The sequence below is a fragment of the Actinomadura sp. SCN-SB genome, from assembly GCF_043906805.1.
Lineage (GTDB): Bacteria > Actinomycetota > Actinomycetes > Streptosporangiales > Streptosporangiaceae > Spirillospora.
The window spans coordinates 26,794-46,404 of sequence record NZ_JBIMPP010000027.1; the positions used below are offsets into that span (position 1 = coordinate 26,794).

Annotated in this window: 17 protein-coding genes and 1 riboswitch; of the genes, 8 read left to right on the plus strand and 9 right to left on the minus strand. The window is 71.9% G+C overall.

Annotated elements, in window-relative coordinates:
- Positions 1–4: 4 nt before the first annotated feature.
- A complete protein-coding gene (gene nadA, locus ACGWYJ_RS18995) occupies positions 5–1,162 on the minus strand; it encodes a quinolinate synthase NadA (RefSeq protein ID WP_395107385.1) in 1,158 nt (385 codons plus the stop codon).
- A gap of 220 nt (positions 1,163–1,382) precedes the next feature.
- Between nadA and ACGWYJ_RS19000 the strand changes: the two genes are divergently transcribed.
- Positions 1,383–1,745 (plus strand): iron-sulfur cluster assembly accessory protein, encoded by a 363-nt coding sequence (locus ACGWYJ_RS19000; protein ID WP_285693924.1) that lies wholly within the window; start codon positions 1,383–1,385, stop codon positions 1,743–1,745.
- Between the two features lie 180 nt (positions 1,746–1,925).
- Positions 1,926–2,903 (plus strand): carbohydrate kinase family protein, encoded by a 978-nt coding sequence (locus ACGWYJ_RS19005; RefSeq protein ID WP_395107386.1) that lies wholly within the window; start codon positions 1,926–1,928, stop codon positions 2,901–2,903.
- Positions 2,904–3,209: 306 nt separating this feature from the next.
- On the opposite strand, the gene ACGWYJ_RS19010 is transcribed toward ACGWYJ_RS19005, so the two are convergent.
- Both ACGWYJ_RS19010 and ACGWYJ_RS19015 read right to left on the minus strand, forming a co-directional pair.
- Positions 3,210–3,551, minus strand: coding sequence for a sulfurtransferase TusA family protein (locus tag ACGWYJ_RS19010; RefSeq protein WP_395107387.1), 342 nt, complete (start codon positions 3,549–3,551; stop codon positions 3,210–3,212).
- A 52-nt stretch (positions 3,552–3,603) separates the two neighbouring features.
- The gene (locus ACGWYJ_RS19015) at positions 3,604–4,758 is read right to left on the minus strand and encodes a cysteine desulfurase family protein (protein ID WP_395107389.1); all 1,155 of its coding nucleotides are present in this window, start codon (positions 4,756–4,758) and stop codon (positions 3,604–3,606) included.
- Positions 4,759–4,924: 166 nt separating this feature from the next.
- On the opposite strand from ACGWYJ_RS19015, the gene coxB reads away from it, so the two are divergent.
- The 4 genes from coxB (at position 4,925) to ACGWYJ_RS19035 (ending at position 9,326) form a co-directional block, all read left to right on the plus strand.
- On the plus strand, positions 4,925–5,737 hold the full coding sequence (gene coxB / locus ACGWYJ_RS19020; protein WP_395107391.1) for a cytochrome c oxidase subunit II: 813 nt from the start codon (positions 4,925–4,927) through the stop codon (positions 5,735–5,737).
- Between the two features lie 23 nt (positions 5,738–5,760).
- A complete protein-coding gene (gene ctaD, locus ACGWYJ_RS19025) occupies positions 5,761–7,401 on the plus strand; it encodes a cytochrome c oxidase subunit I (RefSeq protein ID WP_395107392.1) in 1,641 nt (546 codons plus the stop codon).
- Between the two features lie 3 nt (positions 7,402–7,404).
- Positions 7,405–7,815 (plus strand): cytochrome c oxidase subunit 4, encoded by a 411-nt coding sequence (locus ACGWYJ_RS19030; RefSeq protein ID WP_395107393.1) that lies wholly within the window; start codon positions 7,405–7,407, stop codon positions 7,813–7,815.
- 224 nt (positions 7,816–8,039) lie between these two features.
- Positions 8,040–9,326 (plus strand): Ig-like domain-containing protein, encoded by a 1,287-nt coding sequence (locus ACGWYJ_RS19035; RefSeq protein ID WP_395107461.1) that lies wholly within the window; start codon positions 8,040–8,042, stop codon positions 9,324–9,326.
- 38 nt (positions 9,327–9,364) lie between these two features.
- On the opposite strand, the gene ACGWYJ_RS19040 is transcribed toward ACGWYJ_RS19035, so the two are convergent.
- From ACGWYJ_RS19040 to ACGWYJ_RS19065, 6 genes are all read right to left on the minus strand, one after another.
- Positions 9,365–10,789, minus strand: a complete 1,425-nt coding sequence (locus ACGWYJ_RS19040; protein WP_395107395.1) for a M48 family metallopeptidase — start codon at positions 10,787–10,789, stop codon at positions 9,365–9,367.
- Positions 10,786–12,072: a hypothetical protein gene (locus ACGWYJ_RS19045; RefSeq protein ID WP_395107397.1), complete on the minus strand. Its 1,287-nt coding sequence runs from the start codon at positions 12,070–12,072 to the stop codon at positions 10,786–10,788. Before ACGWYJ_RS19045 ends, ACGWYJ_RS19040 begins: the two co-directional genes overlap by 4 nt.
- A gap of 51 nt (positions 12,073–12,123) precedes the next feature.
- Positions 12,124–13,050 (minus strand): CHAP domain-containing protein, encoded by a 927-nt coding sequence (locus ACGWYJ_RS19050; protein WP_395107398.1) that lies wholly within the window; start codon positions 13,048–13,050, stop codon positions 12,124–12,126.
- Between the two features lie 9 nt (positions 13,051–13,059).
- Positions 13,060–13,211: riboswitch (cyclic di-AMP (ydaO/yuaA leader) on the minus strand.
- A gap of 647 nt (positions 13,212–13,858) precedes the next feature.
- Positions 13,859–14,890, minus strand: a complete 1,032-nt coding sequence (locus ACGWYJ_RS19055) for an NlpC/P60 family protein (RefSeq protein ID WP_395107400.1) — start codon at positions 14,888–14,890, stop codon at positions 13,859–13,861.
- Positions 14,891–15,018: 128 nt separating this feature from the next.
- On the minus strand, positions 15,019–15,255 hold the full coding sequence (locus tag ACGWYJ_RS19060) for a hypothetical protein (RefSeq protein WP_395107402.1): 237 nt from the start codon (positions 15,253–15,255) through the stop codon (positions 15,019–15,021).
- A gap of 86 nt (positions 15,256–15,341) precedes the next feature.
- Positions 15,342–16,604 (minus strand): NYN domain-containing protein, encoded by a 1,263-nt coding sequence (locus ACGWYJ_RS19065; RefSeq protein ID WP_395107403.1) that lies wholly within the window; start codon positions 16,602–16,604, stop codon positions 15,342–15,344.
- A gap of 405 nt (positions 16,605–17,009) precedes the next feature.
- Between ACGWYJ_RS19065 and ACGWYJ_RS19070 the strand changes: the two genes are divergently transcribed.
- Both ACGWYJ_RS19070 and ACGWYJ_RS19075 read left to right on the plus strand, forming a co-directional pair.
- Positions 17,010–18,788, plus strand: a complete 1,779-nt coding sequence (locus ACGWYJ_RS19070; RefSeq protein ID WP_395107405.1) for a DEDD exonuclease domain-containing protein — start codon at positions 17,010–17,012, stop codon at positions 18,786–18,788.
- Positions 18,789–18,848: 60 nt separating this feature from the next.
- Positions 18,849–19,598 (plus strand): rhomboid family intramembrane serine protease, encoded by a 750-nt coding sequence (locus ACGWYJ_RS19075; RefSeq protein ID WP_395107407.1) that lies wholly within the window; start codon positions 18,849–18,851, stop codon positions 19,596–19,598.
- The last annotated feature ends 13 nt before the right edge of the window (positions 19,599–19,611 follow it).

Below are 19,611 nucleotides of genomic sequence, written 5' to 3' on the forward strand. Positions count from 1 at the left end.
GCGGTCAGCTCGGCAACGCCAGCATCTGGTCGAGGGCGGCGCGGGCGTAGTGCGCGGTCTCCTCGTCCACCTGGATGCGGTTGACCACCTCGCCCGCCGCCAGCGACTCCAGGGACCGGACCAGGTGCGGCAGGTCGATGCGGTTCATCGTCGAGCAGAAGCACACGGTCTTGTCCAGGAACATCACGTTCTTGTCCGGGTGGGCGTTCGCCAGCCTCCGGACCAGGTTCAGCTCCGTGCCGACCGCCCAGGACGAGCCGGACGGGGCCGCCTCGATGGTCTTGATGATGTACTCGGTCGACCCGATCAGGTCGGCGCCCAGCACGACCTCGTGCCTGCACTCGGGGTGGACGAGCACGTTCACCCCGGGAACCCGGGCGCGGACCTCGTCCACCGACTCCTTGCTGAAGCGGCCGTGGACCGAGCAGTGGCCGCGCCACAGGATCATCTTGGCGTCCCGCAGCTCCTTCTGCGTGAGGCCGCCGTCCGGCCTGTGGGGGTTGTAGACGACGCAGTCGTCCAGGGCGAAGCCCATCTCCAGCACGGCCGTGTTGCGCCCCAGGTGCTGGTCGGGCAGGAACAGCACCTTCTCGCCCTTCCCGTAGGCCCAGTCCAGAGCGCGCTTGGCGTTGGACGAGGTGCAGACCGTCCCGCCGTGGCGTCCGACGAACGCCTTGATGTCGGCCGAGGAGTTCATGTAGGTGACGGGGACCACGTCGTCGGCGATCCCGGCGTCCTCCAGGACGTCCCAGCACTCCTCGACCTGGTCGAAGGTCGCCATGTCGGCCATCGAGCACCCGGCCGCCAGGTCGGGCAGCACCACGCTCTGGTGGTCGGCGGTGAGGATGTCGGCGGACTCGGCCATGAAGTGGACGCCGCAGAACACGATGTAGGGCGCCTCCGGCCGGGCGGCCGCCTGCCGGGCCAGCTTGAACGAGTCGCCGGTCACGTCGGCGAACTGGATGACCTCGTCCCGCTGGTAGTGGTGGCCCAGGACGAACACCCGGTCGCCGAGCGCCTCCTTGGCCGCCCTGGCGCGTTCCACCAGCGCGGGGTCGGACGCGGGCGGCAGGTCGCCGGGACAGTCCACGCCTCGCTCGCTGGCCGGGTCGGCGCCCTCGCCCAGGAACAGCAGCGGTAGATCGCGCACTGGGGTCGTCATGGAGTCTCCCTCCTCCGCGACGGGGCTTATCGTCGCTTTGACGACTAATGATGGCACATCTCTCGGGCGCCGCCTCCCGGCGGCCCCCTTCGTCCGGTGTGTGTAACACTGGGCCTAGGCCGGAATGACCTCGCGCCGAGGTACGTTGGTCTACGGAAGAGGCGCACCGCGTCCTCGATGACATGGCAAGACGACTTGCGGCGAGACCGGGAGCTGAGACATGACGGCAGGCGAGACCACCACGCAGGAGACCACCCAGCAGGGCGTCATCCTCACCGACGCCGCTGCGGAGAAGGCGCTGGGCCTGCTTGAGCAGGAGGGCCGCGACGACCTCGCGCTGCGCGTCGCCGTGCAGCCCGGCGGTTGCTCGGGCCTGATCTACCAGCTGTTCTTCGACGAGCGTGAGATGGACGGCGACCTCGTGCAGGACTTCGGCGGGCTCGCCGTCCGGGTCGACCGGATGAGCGCGCCCTACCTGACCGGCGCCACCATCGACTTCGTCGACACGATCGAGAAGCAGGGCTTCACGATCGACAACCCGAACGCGTCGGGTTCCTGCGCCTGCGGCGACTCCTTCAACTAAGGTCCGCCGACGTCACGCGGCCCGCCCCCATTCGCCGGGGCAGGGCCGCGTTTCGCGTTTCCGTCCTCCGGGAACGGCCTGGGCGGTACGGGCCGCCTGTGATGCGATGGCCAGTAGTCTTTCCGGGTTGCACAACAGCCGGATATATAGCCGGACGACCCAGACGAGGAGAGCGACGCCGTGCGCATCGCCGTGACTGGCTCCATCGCGACCGACCATCTGATGACCTTCCCCGGCAGGTTCACCGACCAGCTCATTCCCGAACGGCTCCAGCAGATCTCGCTGTCCTTCCTGGTGGACGAGCTGGTGGTGCGCCCGGGCGGGGTCGCGCCCAACATCTGCTTCGGGATGGGCAGCCTGGGCAAGGAGTCCATCCTGGTGGGCGCCGTCGGCGACGACTTCGCCGACTACCGTTCCTGGCTGGAGCGCCACAACGTCGACACGCGGTCCGTGCACGTCTCCGAGCTGCACCACACCGCGCGGTTCCTGTGCACCACCGACCAGGACCAGAACCAGATCGCCACCTTCTACGCCGGCGCGATGAGCGAGGCCCGCTCCATCGAGCTGGGCCCGGTGGCCGAGCGGGTCGGCGGCCTCGACCTCGTCCTGATCAGCCCGAACGATCCGGAGGCGATGCTCCGGCATACCGACGAGTGCCGGCAGCGCGGCATCCCGTTCGCGGCCGACCCCTCCCAGCAGCTCGCCCGCATGGACGGCGCGGACGTCCGCCGCCTGGTCGACGGCGCCGCCTACCTCTTCACCAACGAGTACGAGAAGGCGCTCTGCGAGGAGAAGACCGGCTGGTCGGAGTCGGAGATCCTCGACCGCGTCGGCGTCCGGATCACCACCCTGGGCTCCAAGGGCGTCGCCATCGACCGCAAGGGCGAGGAGGGCGTGCACGTCCCCGCCACCCCGGTGTCCGCGGTCGTCGACCCCACCGGCGGCGGCGACGCCTTCCGCGCCGGCTTCCTCACCGCCCTGGCCTGGGACCTCCCCCTGGAACGCGCCGCCCAGGTAGGCCACGTCCTGGCCGCCTACGTCCTGGAGACCAACGGCCCCCAGGAATACGAGTTCACCAAGCAGCAGTTCCTCGACCGCCTGACCGCCTCTTACGGCGACAACGCCGACAACGAGGTAGCCCAGCACTTGAACATCTGACTCGGAAACCGCCCGCCCAACCCCCAACCCGGGCGGGCGGGCCCACCGTTAACTGCAAGCACGAGCTGCGCTCCTCGCCTAGCGGCTCGTCGCTTGTCGTGCTTGGGGCGATCGCTGCATCGCTCCGACTCGCCTAAAGGCTCGCTGCCTTCGGACGCGATCGCAACGCTTGAGCGACCGTTCGGGGTTGGGGCTGGTGGCTGAGGTGGATGCGAAGTGTAGGTAACACCGCCATCGCTTTGCTCGTCCCTGCCCCATCAGGACGGTGCCGACTGGGCGGGCACACGCGGCTCGGGAGGGGTACGGTCAATAGGTTCTTCTGATGTGGAAGGCCCAGCCTCTTGGGGGGGCGTCGGCGGGGGCCTGGGGGTGGTGGAGGGTCTCCTCGCGGACGAAGTCCTGGGATTTCATGCGGCACCAGGCGGGGACGTCGGTGCGGGCGGCGACGTCGTCGGCGAGGACGGCGACGACCTGGCCGACGGGGATCTCGCGGATGCGCTCGGCGAGCAGGATGATCGGGATGGGGCATTTGCGGCCGAGCGCGTCGATGACCAGCGCGGGGGCGGGACCCGCGGGCTCGGGGGCGGGGTGGGGCGCGTTCGCGGTGTCGCGGCGCGACCTGGCCTTCGCGCGGCCTCGGAACCTCATGGGCGCGACCGCCTCCCTTGTGTCGTGGCTGCCCTGACGCGGATCGTTCTCTTCATTGTGCGCTCACTCCGGCGTCCCGGCGAAGCCGGTCGACGGTTTGGGGGAGCGCGGCGAGGAAGCGGTCGATGTCGGCGGGGTCGGTGCCTCGGGGCAGCGAGACCCGTACGTTGCCATGCGTGAGCACCCCCATCGCCTCAAGGACGTGACTGGGTCGCAGCGTATCCGCCGTGCAGGAGCTTCCTGAGGAAACCGCGAAACCTTGTCTGTCGAGTTCGGTCAGGAGCGCTTCGCCGGGAACGTACAGGCAGGAGAAGGTGACCAGGTGGGGGAGGCGCCGGGTGGGGTGGCCGACGACTTCGACGTCGGGCACGAGCCGGGGCACCTGGTCGCGGATGCGGTCGATGAGGGCGGACAGGCGGGGCGCTTCGGAGCGCATGTCGGCGCGGTAGGCGTCCAGGGCGGCGGCCGCGGCGACGGCGCCGGGGACGTTCTCGAATCCGGGGACGCGGCGGCGTTCGCGTTCGTCCGCGGGGAGGGGGGAGCGCCAGCGGGTGTTCTTTCTGATCACCAGGATGCCGATGCCGGGCGGGCCGCCCCATTTGTGGGCGCTGGCGGTCAGGATCGACCAGCCGGCGGGGATGTCGGCGCGTCCGGCGGACTGTGCCGCGTCGACCAGCAGGGGGACGCCCGCGGCCCGGCATGCCTCGGCGACCTCGGCGACCGGCTGGAGGGTGCCGACCTCGTGGTTGGCCGACTGGAGGCAGGCCAGCGCGGTGCCGGGGCGGAGGGCGGCGGCGAAGGCGGCCGGGTCGACGCGGCCGTGCCTGTCGACGCCGACGGTGGTGACCTCGCCGCCTTCCGCCTCGTGGGTCTCCGCGGCGTGCAGGACGCTGGAGTGCTCGACCGCGCTCACCACCAGGTGGCGGCCGACGCGCCGCCGGGCCCTCAGAGCGCCCAGCACGCCGAGGTGCACCGCCTGGGTGCCGGACGCGGTGAACGACACCTCGTCGGCCCGTACGCCGAGGACCCCGGCGATGCGCTCGCGGGCGCCGTCCAGCAGGACGCGGGCCTGGCGCGCGCGGCCGTACAGGCGTGCCGGGTCGGCCCAGCCGCCGTCCAGCGCGTCCAGCAGGGCCCGGCGCGCGGCGGGGTGCGCGGGCTCGGTGGACGCGGCGTCGAAATAGCCGCTCGGGACGGGGTGGGCCACGCCAGAAACCCTAACCGGCCACCCGATCGGGGGTTTGCGGGACCCTCACGCTAATGTGTCCCCCACACACGTGTAACAACTGATCTCACCGCCCGGCCGACCGGGCTTCTATCCGTGGGGAAGGCATTCCGTGAGTCCGACCCGCTCTAGGGAGCGGCGTACGCCTGTGCGCGGCCGCCGCGCATCGACGCGCGCACTGACGGGCGCCGGCGCGCTGGGCCTGCTGGCGCTGACCGCGACCGCGTGCAGCAGCGACAGCGAGGCGGCCCGCCTTGGCATGCCCGAGCCGATCAGCGACCAGGCCGAGCGCATGCTGACGCTGTGGCAGGGGTCCTGGATCGCGGCGTTCGCCGTGGGCGGCGTCGTCTGGGGACTGATCATCTGGGCGGTGCTGTTCCACCGCAGGCGCTCCGACGACCTGCCGCCGCAGGTGCGCTACAACATGCCGATCGAGATCCTCTACACGGCGGTCCCGTTCGTGATCATCGGCGTGCTGTTCTACTTCACGGCCCGGGACGAGACCTACGTCGAGAAGACCACCGCCAACCCGGCGGTCACCGTCGACGTGACCGGGTTCCAGTGGAGCTGGCAGTTCGACTACCGCGAGAAGGACGCCTCGGGGCGGGAGCGGACGGTCGCCTCCGAGGTCGGCACCCCGGTCGACCCGAACGCCACCACGGGCGCCAAGCCGGTGCTGACCATCCCCGTGGACCGCACGGTGCGGATCAGGTTGCACGCCAACGACGTCATCCACTCGTTCTGGGTGCCGGCGCTCCTGTACAAGAAGGACGTCATGCCCGGCTATGTCAACGAGTTCGAGTTCACCGCGCGCAAGACCGGCACCTATGAGGGCCGGTGCGCGGAGCTGTGCGGCGTGGACCACAGCCGCATGCTGTTCCAGCTGAAGGTCGTGCCGCAGGCCGAGTACGACCAGTACATCGCCGCGGCCAAGGCCCGTGCGACGGGGGGTGCCCAGTGACGACCGTGAGCGAGGCGCCCGGCGTGGCTCCTGTGGGAGGCGCTCGGACGAGCAAGGGGCGCATCCTGGCGTCCTGGCTGTCGTCCACCGACCACAAGGTGATCGGCTACCTGTACCTGATCACCTCGTTCGTGATGTTCCTGTTCGGCGGCGTGCTGGCGCTGGTCATGCGGCTGGAGCTGTACAAGCCCGGCCTGCAGGTGGTCAGCAACGAGCAGTTCAACCAGCTGTTCACCATGCACGGCACGATCATGCTGCTGATGTTCGCGACCCCGCTGTTCGCCGGGTTCGCCAACGTGGTGATGCCGCTGCAGATCGGGGCGCCGGACGTGGCGTTCCCGCGGATGAACATGCTGGCGTACTGGCTGTTCCTGTTCGGCAGCCTGATCGTGATCGCCGGGTTCCTGACGCCGGGCGGCGCGGCCAGCTTCGGCTGGTTCGCCTACGCCCCGCTGTCGGACGCGGTGCGCTCGCCGGGCATCGGCGGCGACATGTGGGTGATGGGCCTGGCCATGTCGGGCTTCGGCACGATCATGGGCGCGGTCAACTTCATCACCACGATCCTGTGCATGCGGGCGCCGGGCATGACCATGTTCCGGATGCCGATCTTCACCTGGAACACGCTGCTGACCTCGATCCTGGTGCTGCTGGCGTTCCCGGTCCTGGCCGCGGCGCTGCTGGCGCTGGAGGCCGACCGCAAGCTCGGGGCGCACGTGTTCGACGCCTCGCACGGCGGCGCGCTGCTGTGGCAGCACCTGTTCTGGTTCTTCGGGCACCCGGAGGTCTACATCATCGCGTTGCCGTTCTTCGGCATCGTGACGGAGATCCTGCCCGTGTTCAGCCGCAAGCCGGTGTTCGGCTACATCGGCCTGGTGTTCGCGACGATCTCGATCGCGGGCCTGTCGGTGACGGTGTGGGCGCACCACATGTTCGTGACGGGCCAGGTGCTGCTGCCGTTCTTCTCGTTCATGACGTTCCTGATCGCGGTGCCCACAGGGGTGAAGTTCTTCAACTGGGTCGGCACGATCTGGCGGGGACAGCTGTCGTTCGAGTCGCCCATGCTGTGGTCGATCGGGTTCCTGGTGACGTTCCTGTTCGGCGGGCTGACCGGCGTGATCCTGGCGTCGCCGCCGATGGACTTCCAGCTGTCGGACTCCTACTTCGTGGTGGCGCACTTCCACTACGTGGTGTTCGGCACCGTGGTGTTCGCGATGTTCGCCGGGTTCTACTTCTGGTGGCCGAAGTGGACCGGCAAGATGCTGAACGACAGGCTCGGCAAGGTGCATTTCTGGATGCTGTTCATCGGCTTCCACGGCACCTTCCTGATCCAGCACTGGCTGGGCGCCGCGGGCATGCCGCGCCGGTACGCGGACTACGCCGCGGAGTTCACCGGCATGAACCAGGTGTCGACGGTGTTCGCGATGCTGCTGGGCCTGTCGATGATCCCGTTCTTCTACAACGTCTACATCACCGCGAAGCGGGGCAAGCGGGTCGAGGTGGACGACCCGTGGGGGTACGGCGGGTCGCTGGAATGGGCGACGTCGTGCCCGCCGCCGCGGCACAACTTCAACGCGATCCCGCGGATCCGCTCCGAGCGGCCGGCCTTCGACCTGCACCACCCGCACGTCGGGGCCAAGGGCGAGCTCACCGGGACGAAGGGGTAGGAGATGCGCGTACAGGCGTTCATGTTCTACGGGTGCGCGGTCTTCTTCCTCGCCACCGATGTCGTCTACTGGCTGTGGTCGGGCGACTGGACGGGCACCACGGCGCTGGCGCTGGCGGTCGGCCTGGCCGGCCTGATCGGGTTCTACATCCACTTCACGGTGCGGCGGCTGGAGAAGGGCAACGGCGGCCCGCTGTACGAGGACGATCCCGAGGGCGAGATCGCGGACGCGGCGGGCGAGCTGGGCTTCTTCAGCCCGCACAGCTGGTGGCCGCTGTTCGTGGCGCTGTCGGCCGCCACGGTGACGCTGGGCATCGTGTTCGGCTGGTGGCTGGTGATCGTCGGCGTGGCCGCGTGCATCATGAGCACGATCGGGATGGTCTTCGAGTACTACCGGGGTCATTTCTCGCACTGAGCCCGTCACGCTGGAACGCCGTACGGCGCCGGACGAACCGTCCGGCGCCGTACGGCTGTATGGGACCGAACCGTCGTAGAGCCCCAACCGTCGTACAAGGCCCAACCGTCGCACTGCCCCCAACCGTCCTGAACCGGACGGTCCTGATCATTCGGTTGGGACCCGGTAAAGGTACGTCAAGCGCCCGGTGCCCCCTGATTTTCCCGGGTACCGGCCCATTCATGATGACCGCGTTGAATGTTCGCACTACGGTGCTCTTCGGACTGGTGACGGTGACGGCCGGAGCGGGCGCGGTGGGGTGCTCGCTGGGCTCCGACACGGATCTGCCGTCCGGGGCCGGGGCGGTGTCGCTCGCCGTGAGCCCGGTCGCGGCGGCGGCGACGACGGGGTCGGGGACGGCGCGTCCGCGTCCCGACGCCCCGGTGTCCGTGCAGGCCCGTCAGGGCACGATCGAGAACGTCACGGTGACCACCGATGGCGAGCCGGTGGAGGGCGCGCTGAACGCCGAGCGGACGCAGTGGCGGTCCCGCTGGACGCTGGAGCCCGGCACCAGGTACACGATCACCGCCACCGCGGTCGGGGACGACGGCAGGACCCGCACGGTCAGCAGCCGGTTCGTCACCGCCGAGGCGAAGAGGACGCTGGGCGTGGTGTACGAGGCGCCCAAGCACAAGGAGACCGTCGGCGTCGGCATGCCGATCGTGATGCGGTTCCAGCGCGAGGTCACCAACCGGGCGGGGGTGGAGCGGGCGCTGGAGGTGCGGTCCAGCAAGCCGGTCGAGGGCGCGTGGCACTGGTTCGACAACAAGACCCTGGTGTTCCGCACCAAGGCGTTCTGGCCGCGGCACACCGATGTCACGTTCAAGGCGCGGCTGGCGGGTGTCGCCGGTGCCGGCGACACCTATGGGGGCAAGAACACCACCGTCCGCTTCCGGATCGGAGAGGAGCAGATCAGCACGGCGAGCGAGAACAAGCACAAGATGATCGTCCGCAAGAACGGCGAGGTCGTGCGGAAGATGCCGATCAGCATGGGCCGCGGCGGCGTCAGGAAGTACACCACGACCAACGGGATCCATCTGACGATGGACAAGGGCAACCCGGTGACGATGACCTCCGGCTGGGAGGGGATCGGGCCCGGCTCCCCCGGCTACTACAGCCTGTCGGTCCACCACGCGGTCCGCATCTCCAACAGCGGCGAGTACGTGCACTCGGCGCCGTGGTCGGTCGGGGCGCAGGGCAACAGCAACGTCAGCCACGGCTGCGTGAACGCCAGCCCCTCGGACGCGAGGTGGTTCTACAACTTCGCGCAGCGGGGCGACCCGTACATCGTGACGGGCAGCGACCGGGAGCTGGAGCCGGACAACGGCTGGGGCTACTGGCAGATGAAGTGGGGGGAGTGGGTGAAGGGCAGCGCCCTGAAGCACTCCCTGAAGGTCGGGCCGGACGGCAGCGTGCCCGTGGCGCACCGGTCCACGGAGGCGATGGCGGGGTCGCCCGAACGGCGCCCCTGACCTGCCCGGCCGCCGGCCCCGCACCTCCGGGTGCGGGGCTAACGTCGTCGTGGGGGAGGTTCGGGGACGTGGTGCTGCCGCGCCCAGTCTCGGGCCATGGCGATGCGTTCGGGCGCGGACGGGTGGCTCGACCACAGGAAGCGTTCGATCGCGTCGGGGGATAGGTCGGAGATGTTCCGCACCGACAGCTCGTGCTGCATGGACGCGAACGTGGCGGGGTCGCGGGTGAGGTCCAGGGAGTGGGCGTCCGCCCTGGCCTCGATGTGGCGGCTGACCAGGTTCTGGACGGGCATGCCGACCTGTGTCGCGACCGCCACGCCCGCGAGCAGCAGCGCGATCGACCGTGGATCGGCGCCGGGGTTCCCCTGGGGCGGCTCGCCCCCGCCGTGAACGCCGTCCGGGACGACGCCGGAGCGCCGTAGCAGGCGCGGCGAGCTCAGCAGCAGGTGCAGGAGGCAGACGGCCGCCGAGACGCCCAGCGCGCCGATCAGCGTCCCGTGCAGCACGTCGTCGTTCTTGGCGTGGCCGAGCTCGTGCGCCACGATCGCCTCGACGCGCGCGGGCGGCGTGTTCTCCAGCAGCGTGTCGTAGATGACGATGCGCCGGGTCGAGCCGAATCCCGACACGTAGGCGTTGAGCGAGGTGGTGCGCCGCGACGCGTCGGCGACCAGCACGTCCTTGACCGGGACGCCGTCCCGCCGGGCCATCGCCAGCAGGTCGGCGCGCAGCCGCCCTTGCGGCAGCGGCCGGAAGTCGTTGAACGCTGGCTCGAACACGACCGGGTAGAGGAACGACACCGCCACGACGAGGGCGAAGGCCCCGGCCGCCGCGCCCGTCCACCAGTACCGGGGGAACCGCCGCAGCGCCCAGTACAGCAGGAGCAGCGCGATCGAGTAGATGAGCCAGGTGAAGCCCAGCGACTTGACGTCGTCGAGCAGCCATGCGGGCCAGGACTGGGTGGACAGCCCGTACCGGCGCAGCACCGCCTCGCCCCAGACGCCGAACGGGAGGCTCGCCAGGTGCAGCACGGTGGTGAGGACGACGACCGCGACCGCGACCCGGAGGGAACGGCGCCGCGGCCACGCGGTGCAGCGGGCGATGAGGCCGGACCCCAGCCGGGTCAGCCCCAGCACGAGCACGACGACCAGGCCCACGGCCAGGCCGGCGTAGGCGCGGGGTGTGAGCGCGGCGTCGAACGCGCGGGACCGGGCGATCTCCGCGGGGCTGAAGTCGCGGGCCGGGTCCACCGGGACCGCGCCGCCCGGCACGGTCCCGGGCAGCGGGTGCCATGGCGTCGTCACCGCGATCACGGCGATCACGGCGGCGAACAGCACCGCCGAGGCGATCGCGGCGGCCCGCCGGGACCGCCGGTCCGGCCCGGGGCGGCCGGTGCCGGGCGCGGGCCCGGATCCCGTCCCCTCGCCGGGATCGACGCCCGTGCCGGCCTTGCCGCGTCCCGTCATCGCAGTTCCCTCCGCAGGTAGTCGCGCCAGGCGGCGGTGAAGCGCGGGAGGTCCACGCCCAGCGCCTCCCTCAGCGCGGCCGATTCCGTGCTGCGTCCCGCCGCGCGGTAGAGCCGGACCAGCGCCGCCTCACCGTACCGTTCGGCGATCATCCGGCAGGCCAGCCAGGACTCCTGGTACGCCTGCGAGAGCCGGGGCGAGCCGCCGTCGAACGCGGCGCGTCCCGGAAGCGCGTCCGGCAGCCGTCCCGCGGCCACCTCGCGCCGCAGCTCGGCGGCGGCCGACCGCACGCTCACGTCCCGGCCCCGGTACCCGGCGTAGTCGGCGAACCCCTCGATCAGCCAGAGCGGGGTGCGGCCGTCGCGGGCACCGCCGGTGGCCACATGGGTCAGCTCGTGGGTGAGGACCACGTCGCGTCCCAGCGCGTTGAGGCGCCCGAAGGCGGCGGGCGCGATGACGATCCGGTCGGCGCCCCGCCCGCCCGTGGTGGGGGCGACGGTGGCCAGCGCCGCGATCTCGTGCAGGCCGGGACGGCCGCCCGCCAGCGAGGCGGCCCGCGCGGGGTCCGCCGGGACGAGCGCGACGACCCGCCGCGCCCAGCCGGAGGGGGCGAGCCGGCCGGCGACCGCGGTGACGGCGGGCACGGCCGCGTCCAGGCGGCGGGCGATCTCCCGCAGCCCCGGGGCGTCGCCGATGACCAGGACGGAGCGGCCGCGGACGACGGTCAGCGGGCCGCCGTCCCAGATCTCGGCGTCGTCGGCGTGACCGCGCGCCGTCCCGTCCCCGACGACCGCCCAGCCGCCGGGACGCGGCGCGAACACCAGGTACCGGGTACGGGCGACGGGCTCGGCGTCGTGGCCGCGGAGGGTGTAGGTCAGCCGGATCCTGACGACGGCGGCGCCGCCTCCGGTGGATTCCAGGGACGTGAAGTCCTCCCGCCAGTCCCGCAGCGGCAGCTTGAGCAGGTTGTCGAACATCACCGCCTGGGCCTGCCGGTAGGGCGCGGGCGCCGAGGCGAGGGTCGCCATGAAGGCGATCCGGTCGCGGTCGCGTACCGCGCGGGCACGGTTGGCCAGGACGGCGCCTATCGCGTTCCGGTCGGGCGGCGCCACGGCTTCCCGGGCCGCGCCGGGGGCGCCGGACCGGCCGTCGCCGGGACGGGCACCGGCCAGGCCCAGGCCGCCGAGCACGCAGACGGCGAGTCCCGCGGCGACGGCGATCGACGCCGTGCGCCGCGGGACCCGCGCCCGTCCGCGGACCGAGCCCGCGCCTCCCGCGCCCATGCGCGTGATCCTATGCGCGCGGTGCGGCCCGGCCGGCCGCCCTCCGGTCGGTCACCCCTTGGCGTAGTCGGGGTAGCCGTAGCCGACGACGGTGCTGGTGGACCGCTGCCGCACGCGGACCGCGTTGCTGGTGTTGCCCTCGACGGTCTCGATCGTGCCGTGCCCCTTGTCCTTGATCACCATCCCGACGTGCTCGATGGCGTAGAGGTTCTTGGAGCCGTTCCAGGCGAAGAAGACGATGGCGCCCGGCCTCGGCCTGGTGCCCCAGCGATCCCGCTCCTGGAACCACTTGGCGTGCTCGATCGTCCAGGCGTCGCTGCCGATCTGGTCGCTCAGGCCGAGTTTGTCGCCGACCCAGGAGATGAACATGCTGCACCAGGCGGCGTTGGCGTAGATCTTCGGGTCGCGCCCGCCGTCGCGCCGCGCGGTCTCCCTGGCCCGCTTGGTCGTGACGTACCACTCCTGGAACTTGGTCTTGCCCTGGGAGTCCTCCTGGATCCCGACCTGCTCCCTGGCGAGCTTGATGGCGTCGGCGGCGGTGACCCTCTTCTTGGCGGGCGCCGGCCGGGCGGCCTTCGGCGCCGGGGCCTTGGGCGCGGCCACCTGCCGTTGGACGTCCGCGTGCTCCTCGGCCTCGGCCTCGGCCTCCGCCGGTATGGACTGTCCCGGCATGGACCGCACGCGCTTCGCCTTGGCCTTGCGCTTCATGATCGTGGCGCGGACCAGGGACGCGTGGCCGTTCTCGCTCTCGCCGTCCTCCCGCGACGTGTGCGGGACGCCGACCTCGGCGTCGGGGGCCACCGCCGCCAGGGTGGCGGCTCGCGCGGACGGGCCGTCGGCCCCGGCGATCCTGGCGGTCCCGGCGGCCAGGCCGATCAGCGTGACACCGGCGAGCAGCCCGCCGGTGGTGCGGAGGGTGACGTTCAGGGGTTGGGGGGTGCGGTGCCTTCCCTTGGCACAGCGGTGCTTAGCTGCCACGTGGGCTCCTCGGCTTCCAATGACCGCCTGCCGGGTTAGCTGTCGGGTTCGGGCGTGGAAGCGTGCCCTACGGCCTGGACGTCACGTCCTGCGGCCGATTCACCCCGTGGGACTGGATGGGTCCCCGGCTCCGCGTCGCGCGGACTCGGCGGTGGGCGTCCGGTACGTCCGGACGCCGACATCTCGGACTGGGTCGGCTCCCCGAAGGGGTCGGGGCCCGTGGGGGGTTGGGTGAGCGCAGCCGGGCCCGTCAAGGCCCGTCAAGCCGCACGGCCGAAGACGGCGTGGCCGCCCCGGCTCCCCAAGGGATCAGGGGAAGAAACGGGGACGTCCCAGGGAAGCGGGGACGGGCGGCCACGCCTGGCTCCAGGCCGCGCTGCGAGGCGCTATGGGAGTTGTCGGTTCTTCGGGATTGTGGGGGCGTCCAAGAACAGGAATCGCCCACGGCCGAGGCCCGATGGGTGGGCCGCCATGAACGCCACGGAAGCGCCCATGCACACTGCCGTGATGCTCACGGTGCGGCCGGGCCGGCCTTGAGTGAACTGGAGTGGAACTGAAGTGACGCGGCACCTGGGGAGTGCCGAGCGGGGACGGCACCTGGGGGGTGCCGCGGAGGCGCGGTGCGTGAGAAGCGCCGCTACCTGGGGCGACGCCTGGCGGGCGCCGCGAGTGGGACACAAGATAGCAAAGGTCGGCGAGATGGCAAATAGGGGCACAAAAAGCCGCCGGACCAGGGACAACCCGATCCGGCGGCGTCGGCTCGACTCGATCTTGACTACCCGGCCCTGACCACGGCGGCCCCGCCGGGTCAGGGCCGGCCCGCGCCGACGTAGTTCGCCGCGTAGTAGCCGGAGTTGATGTTGACGATGGACACCGTCTTGCCGGTGCTCGGCGCGTGGATCATCTGGCCGTTGCCGATGTAGAGCCCCACATGCCCGAGGTTGCTGAAGAACACCAGGTCACCGGGCTGCAGGTCGCTCTTGGCCACCCGCTTGGTGGCGGCGTACTGCGAGTTGGTGGTACGGGTGATGTTGACCCCCGCCGCCGCCCACGCCTTCATCGTCAGGCCGGAGCAGTCGTAGGAGTTCGGCCCCTCGGCGCCGTACTGGTACGGCTTGCCCTTCTGGGCGAAGGCGAAGTTCAACGCGACCCGCGCGGGCCCGCTGGCCGGGCCGTTGTAGGTGCCGCCGACACCGCCGCCGGCGGACGGTGGGTCGTACTTGGCGACCAGCGCCTTCTGCTTCCTGACCTGTTTGTCGAGGACGGCCTTGCGCGCCTTCAGCTCGTCCTGCTGCCTCTTGGCCTCGTCGTAGGCGGCCTTGGTCTGGGCCAGCTCGCGCTGCACCCGCTGCGCCGCGCCGAGGAACTGGGCCAGCTCGGAGCTGCGGTTGCGGGCGAGGTGCGTGAAGACCGCGGCCTGGTCGAGCACCGCCTGCGGGTCGTCGGCGCCCACGAGACCGGCGACGTCACCGGTGTTGCCCCGCTTGTACGCGTCGGCGGCCATCTGGGAGACCTTCGCCTGCAACGCGTTGTAGGTGGCGAGCTCTTCGGCGCTGGACGCCTTGGACGCCTGGTACTTCTTCTTGGCGATCTTGTACTTCTGGTTGACCTGGTTGTACTTCTCGACGAGCTGGTCGACCTGCTCGTTGAGCTTGGTCAGCTTCTTCTTCGCCTCGGCCTCGGGGTCGGCGTGCGCCGCGGTCGCGGGCACGGCGAAGGAGGCCGCCACGGCCAGGCAGACGGTCGCCGTGATCCGGCGTGGGGTGGTGCCGCGCCCCGCGATGACGTGCGGGCGGTTGCGCTGCGCCTGGGAGCCCGCCTTGGTGTGATCACTGGCCACGATCGCTAGTGCCCCTCTCGTCCGTGATGTCGCCGGACGACACTAGCGAGGCACCTCACCCGTCACAACTGATTCGTTGCTCTTAGGCGCCTTAAATCGACCTTATGCCACCATGGGTGCAATTAAGATCACGAAGCGCGCTCGTCACGCCTGTTCTTCGTCACGCCGCGTGGCGGGAACGGGACCATGCGCAGCGGCGGCACCAGCTCGTGCTCCGCCAGCACCCGCAGCGCGCGCCGCTCGTCCTCGTCGATGTCCAGCACCCCGGCGGCGGGGCCGGCTCCCGCGCACTCCAGCAGAGCGGGGACGACGCAGTCGCCGCAGCCCGTGCCGCGCGCCCGGCAGCCCTCACACTCGATCACCATGATGTCCCCCTGTACCTCATCCGGTACCGGATGCCTCGTTCACGGCAGCGACGGTACGGGGAAGGTCCGACAGAACCCGGGAGCGGCTACGTACGGCCGAGGCGGCGCAGGAGGAGCGTGGACGGGGCGGGGCGGGCTCCGGCGCGGCGGCAGTTGTCGGCGACCTCGCGGTCGGAGGACACGACCACGAGGGGCCGGCCGGGCGGCTCGGCCCGCACCAGCTCGCCGATCAGCTCGTCGGCGGTCTGCCCGGGGCGGCTGAACAGCACCCGCACCCCGCGCGGCACCGCCGTCGCGACCGGGGCGTCCAGCTCGGCGCCGTCGAACACGCAGGTGATCTCGGCACGGGTCTGCGCGGCCAGCCCGCCCAGGCCGGACAGCAGCCGCCTGCGCTGGTCGGCCAGCGGCAGCTCCCCGTACCCGGTCTTGGTGACGTTGTAGCCGTCCACCAGCAGGTGCACCTGGGGCAGCGACAGCAGCCGGTCCAGCAGCTGCGGGTCCTGGTCGGACAGGGACCTGCCGGTCATCACGGGATTCGCCGCCGCCCCCGGGCCCGCCCCGGCCACCGCGTCCGCGGGACGCGCGATCGTGGACGGCAGCGCCAGCTCCCTGCGCATCCCCAGCGCGGCGTCCACCAGCGTGTCGAGCAGCATCCGCAGGCGGACGTCGTCCACGTTGCGGCCCTCACGGGCGGCCCTCCTGGCCGCCTCCGCGTCCGTCTCGGCCCGCGCCAGCCTGCCCCGCAGCCTGCGCAGCTCCTTGTCGGCCGCCGCGGCGCCCTCGCGGGCGGCGGCCCGCTCGCGCTCGCTCTGCGCGGCCAGCGCCTCGGCCCTCTCCTCGGCCGCCCTGGCGCGCGTCCGCGCGTCGTGCAGCTTGCGCCGCAGCTCGGTGACCTCGGCCTTGACCTCGCGCAGCTCCGAGCGCAGCCGGTCCACCTCGGCGGCGCGCCCGGCACGGGCCGCGGCGACCTCCTCGCGCAGCTCCGCGATGCGCCGCTCGGCGGCCTCGCCCTCGGACGCGCTCGCCGAGCGTTCCAGCTCGTCCCGGGCCGTCTCCACCAGCGCGGTCCACCCCTGCGGGCGCAGCAGGTAGGCCAGCACCGCGACCCGCACGGGATCGGCGGCCGGCGGCAGCCGGCCCTCCTCGACCGCCTCGGCCAGCTCCGGCTGCGCCTTCCGCAGCGGGACGGCCACGCGCTCGCGGAACCCGGCGTCCTTCTCCAGTTGCGCGGCGATGTGCTGCCCGGCGAGCTTGGCCCGCTTGCGGCGCTCGAACCGGGCGAACCGGCGCAGCGGCAGCGGCACCTCGTCGGCGGGCAGCGTGCCGATCAGCTCCGCCGCCGCCTCCACGACGCCGACCCTGACCGCCTCGGGGAGGGGGCGGGCCAGGCGTTCTCCGGCCTCCGCGCCGCTGTCGATGATCTCGCTCCTCCCAGGCCGTGCCGCCGATGTCCCCCCGAAGACCGCTCGCTCGCCGTTCCCCCCGGGCCGGCGTTCCGGGACGGCGACGGCCGTCCCGCCGCGGACGCCGTTCTGCCTTCCCGTGTGACACGCGCCTTAACCTGCGCGAACGCGCGATCCGCCGGACCCCGGCCCCGGCACGCCCGCTCCGCTCGCGGCCACGGGTCGCGCGGCCCCGGCGGCTCCCTCACCTGGAGGAATCCCAGCGTTCCTCCAACACTAGCGCGAAGCGTCCGCAGGCACCGGGGGATGCCTCGCCCTGGTCTGTCGGTGGCGTCCTTTACGGTCGCGCCCATGACGGCCAGCGCTTCGGAGCCCTTGCCCGCCTACGGCGTCCAGGGGACGCTCGACGACCTGGGCACCCCGCTGGCCGAGGTCACCTTCGTGGTGGTCGACCTGGAGACCACCGGGGGCTCCCCGGCCGAGTCGGCGATCACCGAGATCGGCGCGGTCAAGGTGCGCGGCGGCGAGCACCTGGGCGACTTCGGCACGCTGGTCGATCCCGGCTCAGAGATCCCGCCGTTCATCACCGCGCTCACCGGCATCACCCAGGCGATGGTCACCGCCGCGCCGACGATCGACGCGGTGCTCCCGGCGTTCCTGGAGTTCGCCCGCGGCTGCGTGCTGGTCGCGCACAACGCGCCGTTCGACACCGGCTTCCTCAAGGCGGCGTGCGCCGAGCACGGCTACGCCTGGCCCGCGTTCCCCGTCATCGACACCGTCGACCTGGCGCGGCGCGTGCTGACCCGCGACGAGGTGCCCAACTGCCGGCTGGAGACCCTCGCCCGGTTCTTCCGCGCCGGCACCCGGCCCGTCCACCGGGCGCTGGCCGACGCCAGGGCCACCGTCGACGTCCTGCACGGCCTCATCGAGCGGCTCGGCTCGTTCGGCGTCACCACCCTGGAGGAGCTGCGCGGCTTCGCCAAGGCACCCACGCCCGAGCAGCGGCGCAAGCGCCATCTCGCCGACACCGTCCCCAGCGCCCCCGGCGTGTACGTGTTCGAGGACGCCGGCGGCGAGGCGCTCTACATCGGCAAGAGCGGCGACCTGCGCACCCGCGTCCGCAGCTACTTCACCGGCTCGGAGACGCGGTGGCGGGTCAGGGAGATGGTCGGGCTGGCCGAACGGGTCCGCACCATCGTGTGCGCCACCGGCCTGGAGGCCGAGATCCGCGAGCTGCGGCTCATCGCCGAGCACAAGCCCCGCTACAACCGGCGCTCGAAGTTCCCCGAGCGGGTGCTGTGGCTCAAGCTGACCGTCGAGCCGTTCCCCCGGCTGTCGATCGTCCGGGAGTGCCGCGACGACGGCGCCGCCTACCTCGGGCCGCTGTCGTCCCAGCGGCAGGCCGAGGAGGCGCGCGCCGCGATGCACGAGGCGATCCCGCTGCGGCAGTGCACGCAGCGGCTCACGCCCCGGCTCATCGAACGCGGCAAGGCGCGCGGCTGCGTGCTCGGCGAGATCGGCAGGTGCGGCGCGCCCTGCGAGGGCCACGAGACGGTCGAGGGCTACGAGGCGCACGTCACCGCCGCGCGCTCCGTGCTGGCCGGTGACGTGCGTCCCGTCGTGGCCGCCGCCCAGGTGCGCATCGACCGCCTCGCCGCCGCGCAGCGGTACGAGGAGGCCGCGGCGCAGCGCGACCGGCTGGCCGCCTTCGTCCGGGCGGCGGCGCGCGGGCAGCGGCTCGGCGCGCTCGCCGGCTGCCGCCAGATCGTGGCCGCGCGTCCCGCCTTCGACGGCGGCTGGGAGCTGGCGGTGGTGCGGTACGGCCGGCTCGCCGCCGCCGGGACGATCCCGCCGGGGGCGCACCCGCGCCCCTACGTGGACGCCCTCATCGCCACCGCCGAGACCGTCTTCCCGTGGTCGGTGACGACCGGGGCGCCGGGCGGCGCCGCGTCCGCCGAGGAGATGGAGTGCGTCCTGCGCTGGATGGACGCGCCCGGCACCCGTCCCGTCGAGGTCGACGGCACCTGGACCTCGCCCGTCCACGGCGGCGAGCGGCTGCGCGCCTGGATCGACAACGCCTACGCCGCGCGCGAGCCCGGCGAGCCGAGAGCCGGCCGCCCACTAAGGTGACGGAAGGATGACGGAAGGCATCCGCGCCCACCGACCCGGCACGCAACGAGGGACGTCCCCATGGCCCTGCCGCTCTACGACAGCCAGCCCGCCCGGCGGGTCCCCTGGGTGACCTACCTGCTCGTCGCCGTCAACGTCGTGGTCTTCCTGTTCACCCCGATGGCCAGCTTCCCGAGCTGGTACGGGTCGGGCAAGGAACGCGAGTGCAACGCGGCCCGGTTCGCCTTCGAGCACGGGGCCGTCCCCAAGGAGCTGACCACCGGCAGGCAGCAGCCCATGCGCGGCGAGATCGTCCAAGAGTGCGGCGTCGCCGAGTACCGCAAGACGCCCTGGGTCTCCGCGTTCACCTCGATGTTCCTGCACTCGGGCGCGCTGCACCTGCTGGGCAACCTGATCGCGCTGTTCGTGGTCGGCATGGGCGTGGAGGACCGGCTCGGCCGATTGCGCTTCCTGCTGTGCTACCTGTTCTTCGGCCTGGTGGCCGTCTACGGGTTCGCCTACACCTCGCCCGACTCCACGGTCCCGCTCATCGGCGCGTCCGGGGCCATCGCGGGCGTCCTGGGCGCCTACCTGGTCCTCAACCCGCGCGGCCGGATCGTCAGCCTGGTCCCGCCGATCATCGTGGTCCGGCTGCCGGTGTGGGTCGTCCTGGGGTACTGGTTCGTCCTCCAGTGGCTGTCCCTCGGCGACGAGGAGAGCAACGTGGCGTACGTGGCCCACATCGCCGGTTTCATCGCCGGTCTCGCCGTGGCGGTCGTGGCCCGCCGCACCGGCCCGTCCCGCCGCGCTCTCGCGCTCAGCCGCGGATAGCCGCAGCTCCCTG

Excerpts from the sequence above, each read along its gene's own strand:
- nadA (WP_395107385.1), bottom strand. The coding sequence starts at position 1,162 with ATGACGACCCCAGTGCGCGATCTACCGCTGCTGTTCCTGGGCGAGGGC.
- ACGWYJ_RS19000 (WP_285693924.1), top strand. The coding sequence starts at position 1,383 with ATGACGGCAGGCGAGACCACCACGCAGGAGACCACCCAGCAGGGCGTC.
- ACGWYJ_RS19010 (WP_395107387.1), bottom strand. The coding sequence starts at position 3,551 with ATGAGGTTCCGAGGCCGCGCGAAGGCCAGGTCGCGCCGCGACACCGCG.
- ACGWYJ_RS19030 (WP_395107393.1), top strand. The coding sequence starts at position 7,405 with ATGCGCGTACAGGCGTTCATGTTCTACGGGTGCGCGGTCTTCTTCCTC.
- ACGWYJ_RS19035 (WP_395107461.1), top strand. The coding sequence starts at position 8,040 with ATGACCGCGTTGAATGTTCGCACTACGGTGCTCTTCGGACTGGTGACG.
- ACGWYJ_RS19040 (WP_395107395.1), bottom strand. The coding sequence starts at position 10,789 with ATGACGGGACGCGGCAAGGCCGGCACGGGCGTCGATCCCGGCGAGGGG.
- ACGWYJ_RS19045 (WP_395107397.1), bottom strand. The coding sequence starts at position 12,072 with ATGGGCGCGGGAGGCGCGGGCTCGGTCCGCGGACGGGCGCGGGTCCCG.
- ACGWYJ_RS19060 (WP_395107402.1), bottom strand. The coding sequence starts at position 15,255 with ATGGTGATCGAGTGTGAGGGCTGCCGGGCGCGCGGCACGGGCTGCGGC.
- ACGWYJ_RS19070 (WP_395107405.1), top strand. The coding sequence starts at position 17,010 with ATGACGGCCAGCGCTTCGGAGCCCTTGCCCGCCTACGGCGTCCAGGGG.
- ACGWYJ_RS19075 (WP_395107407.1), top strand. The coding sequence starts at position 18,849 with ATGGCCCTGCCGCTCTACGACAGCCAGCCCGCCCGGCGGGTCCCCTGG.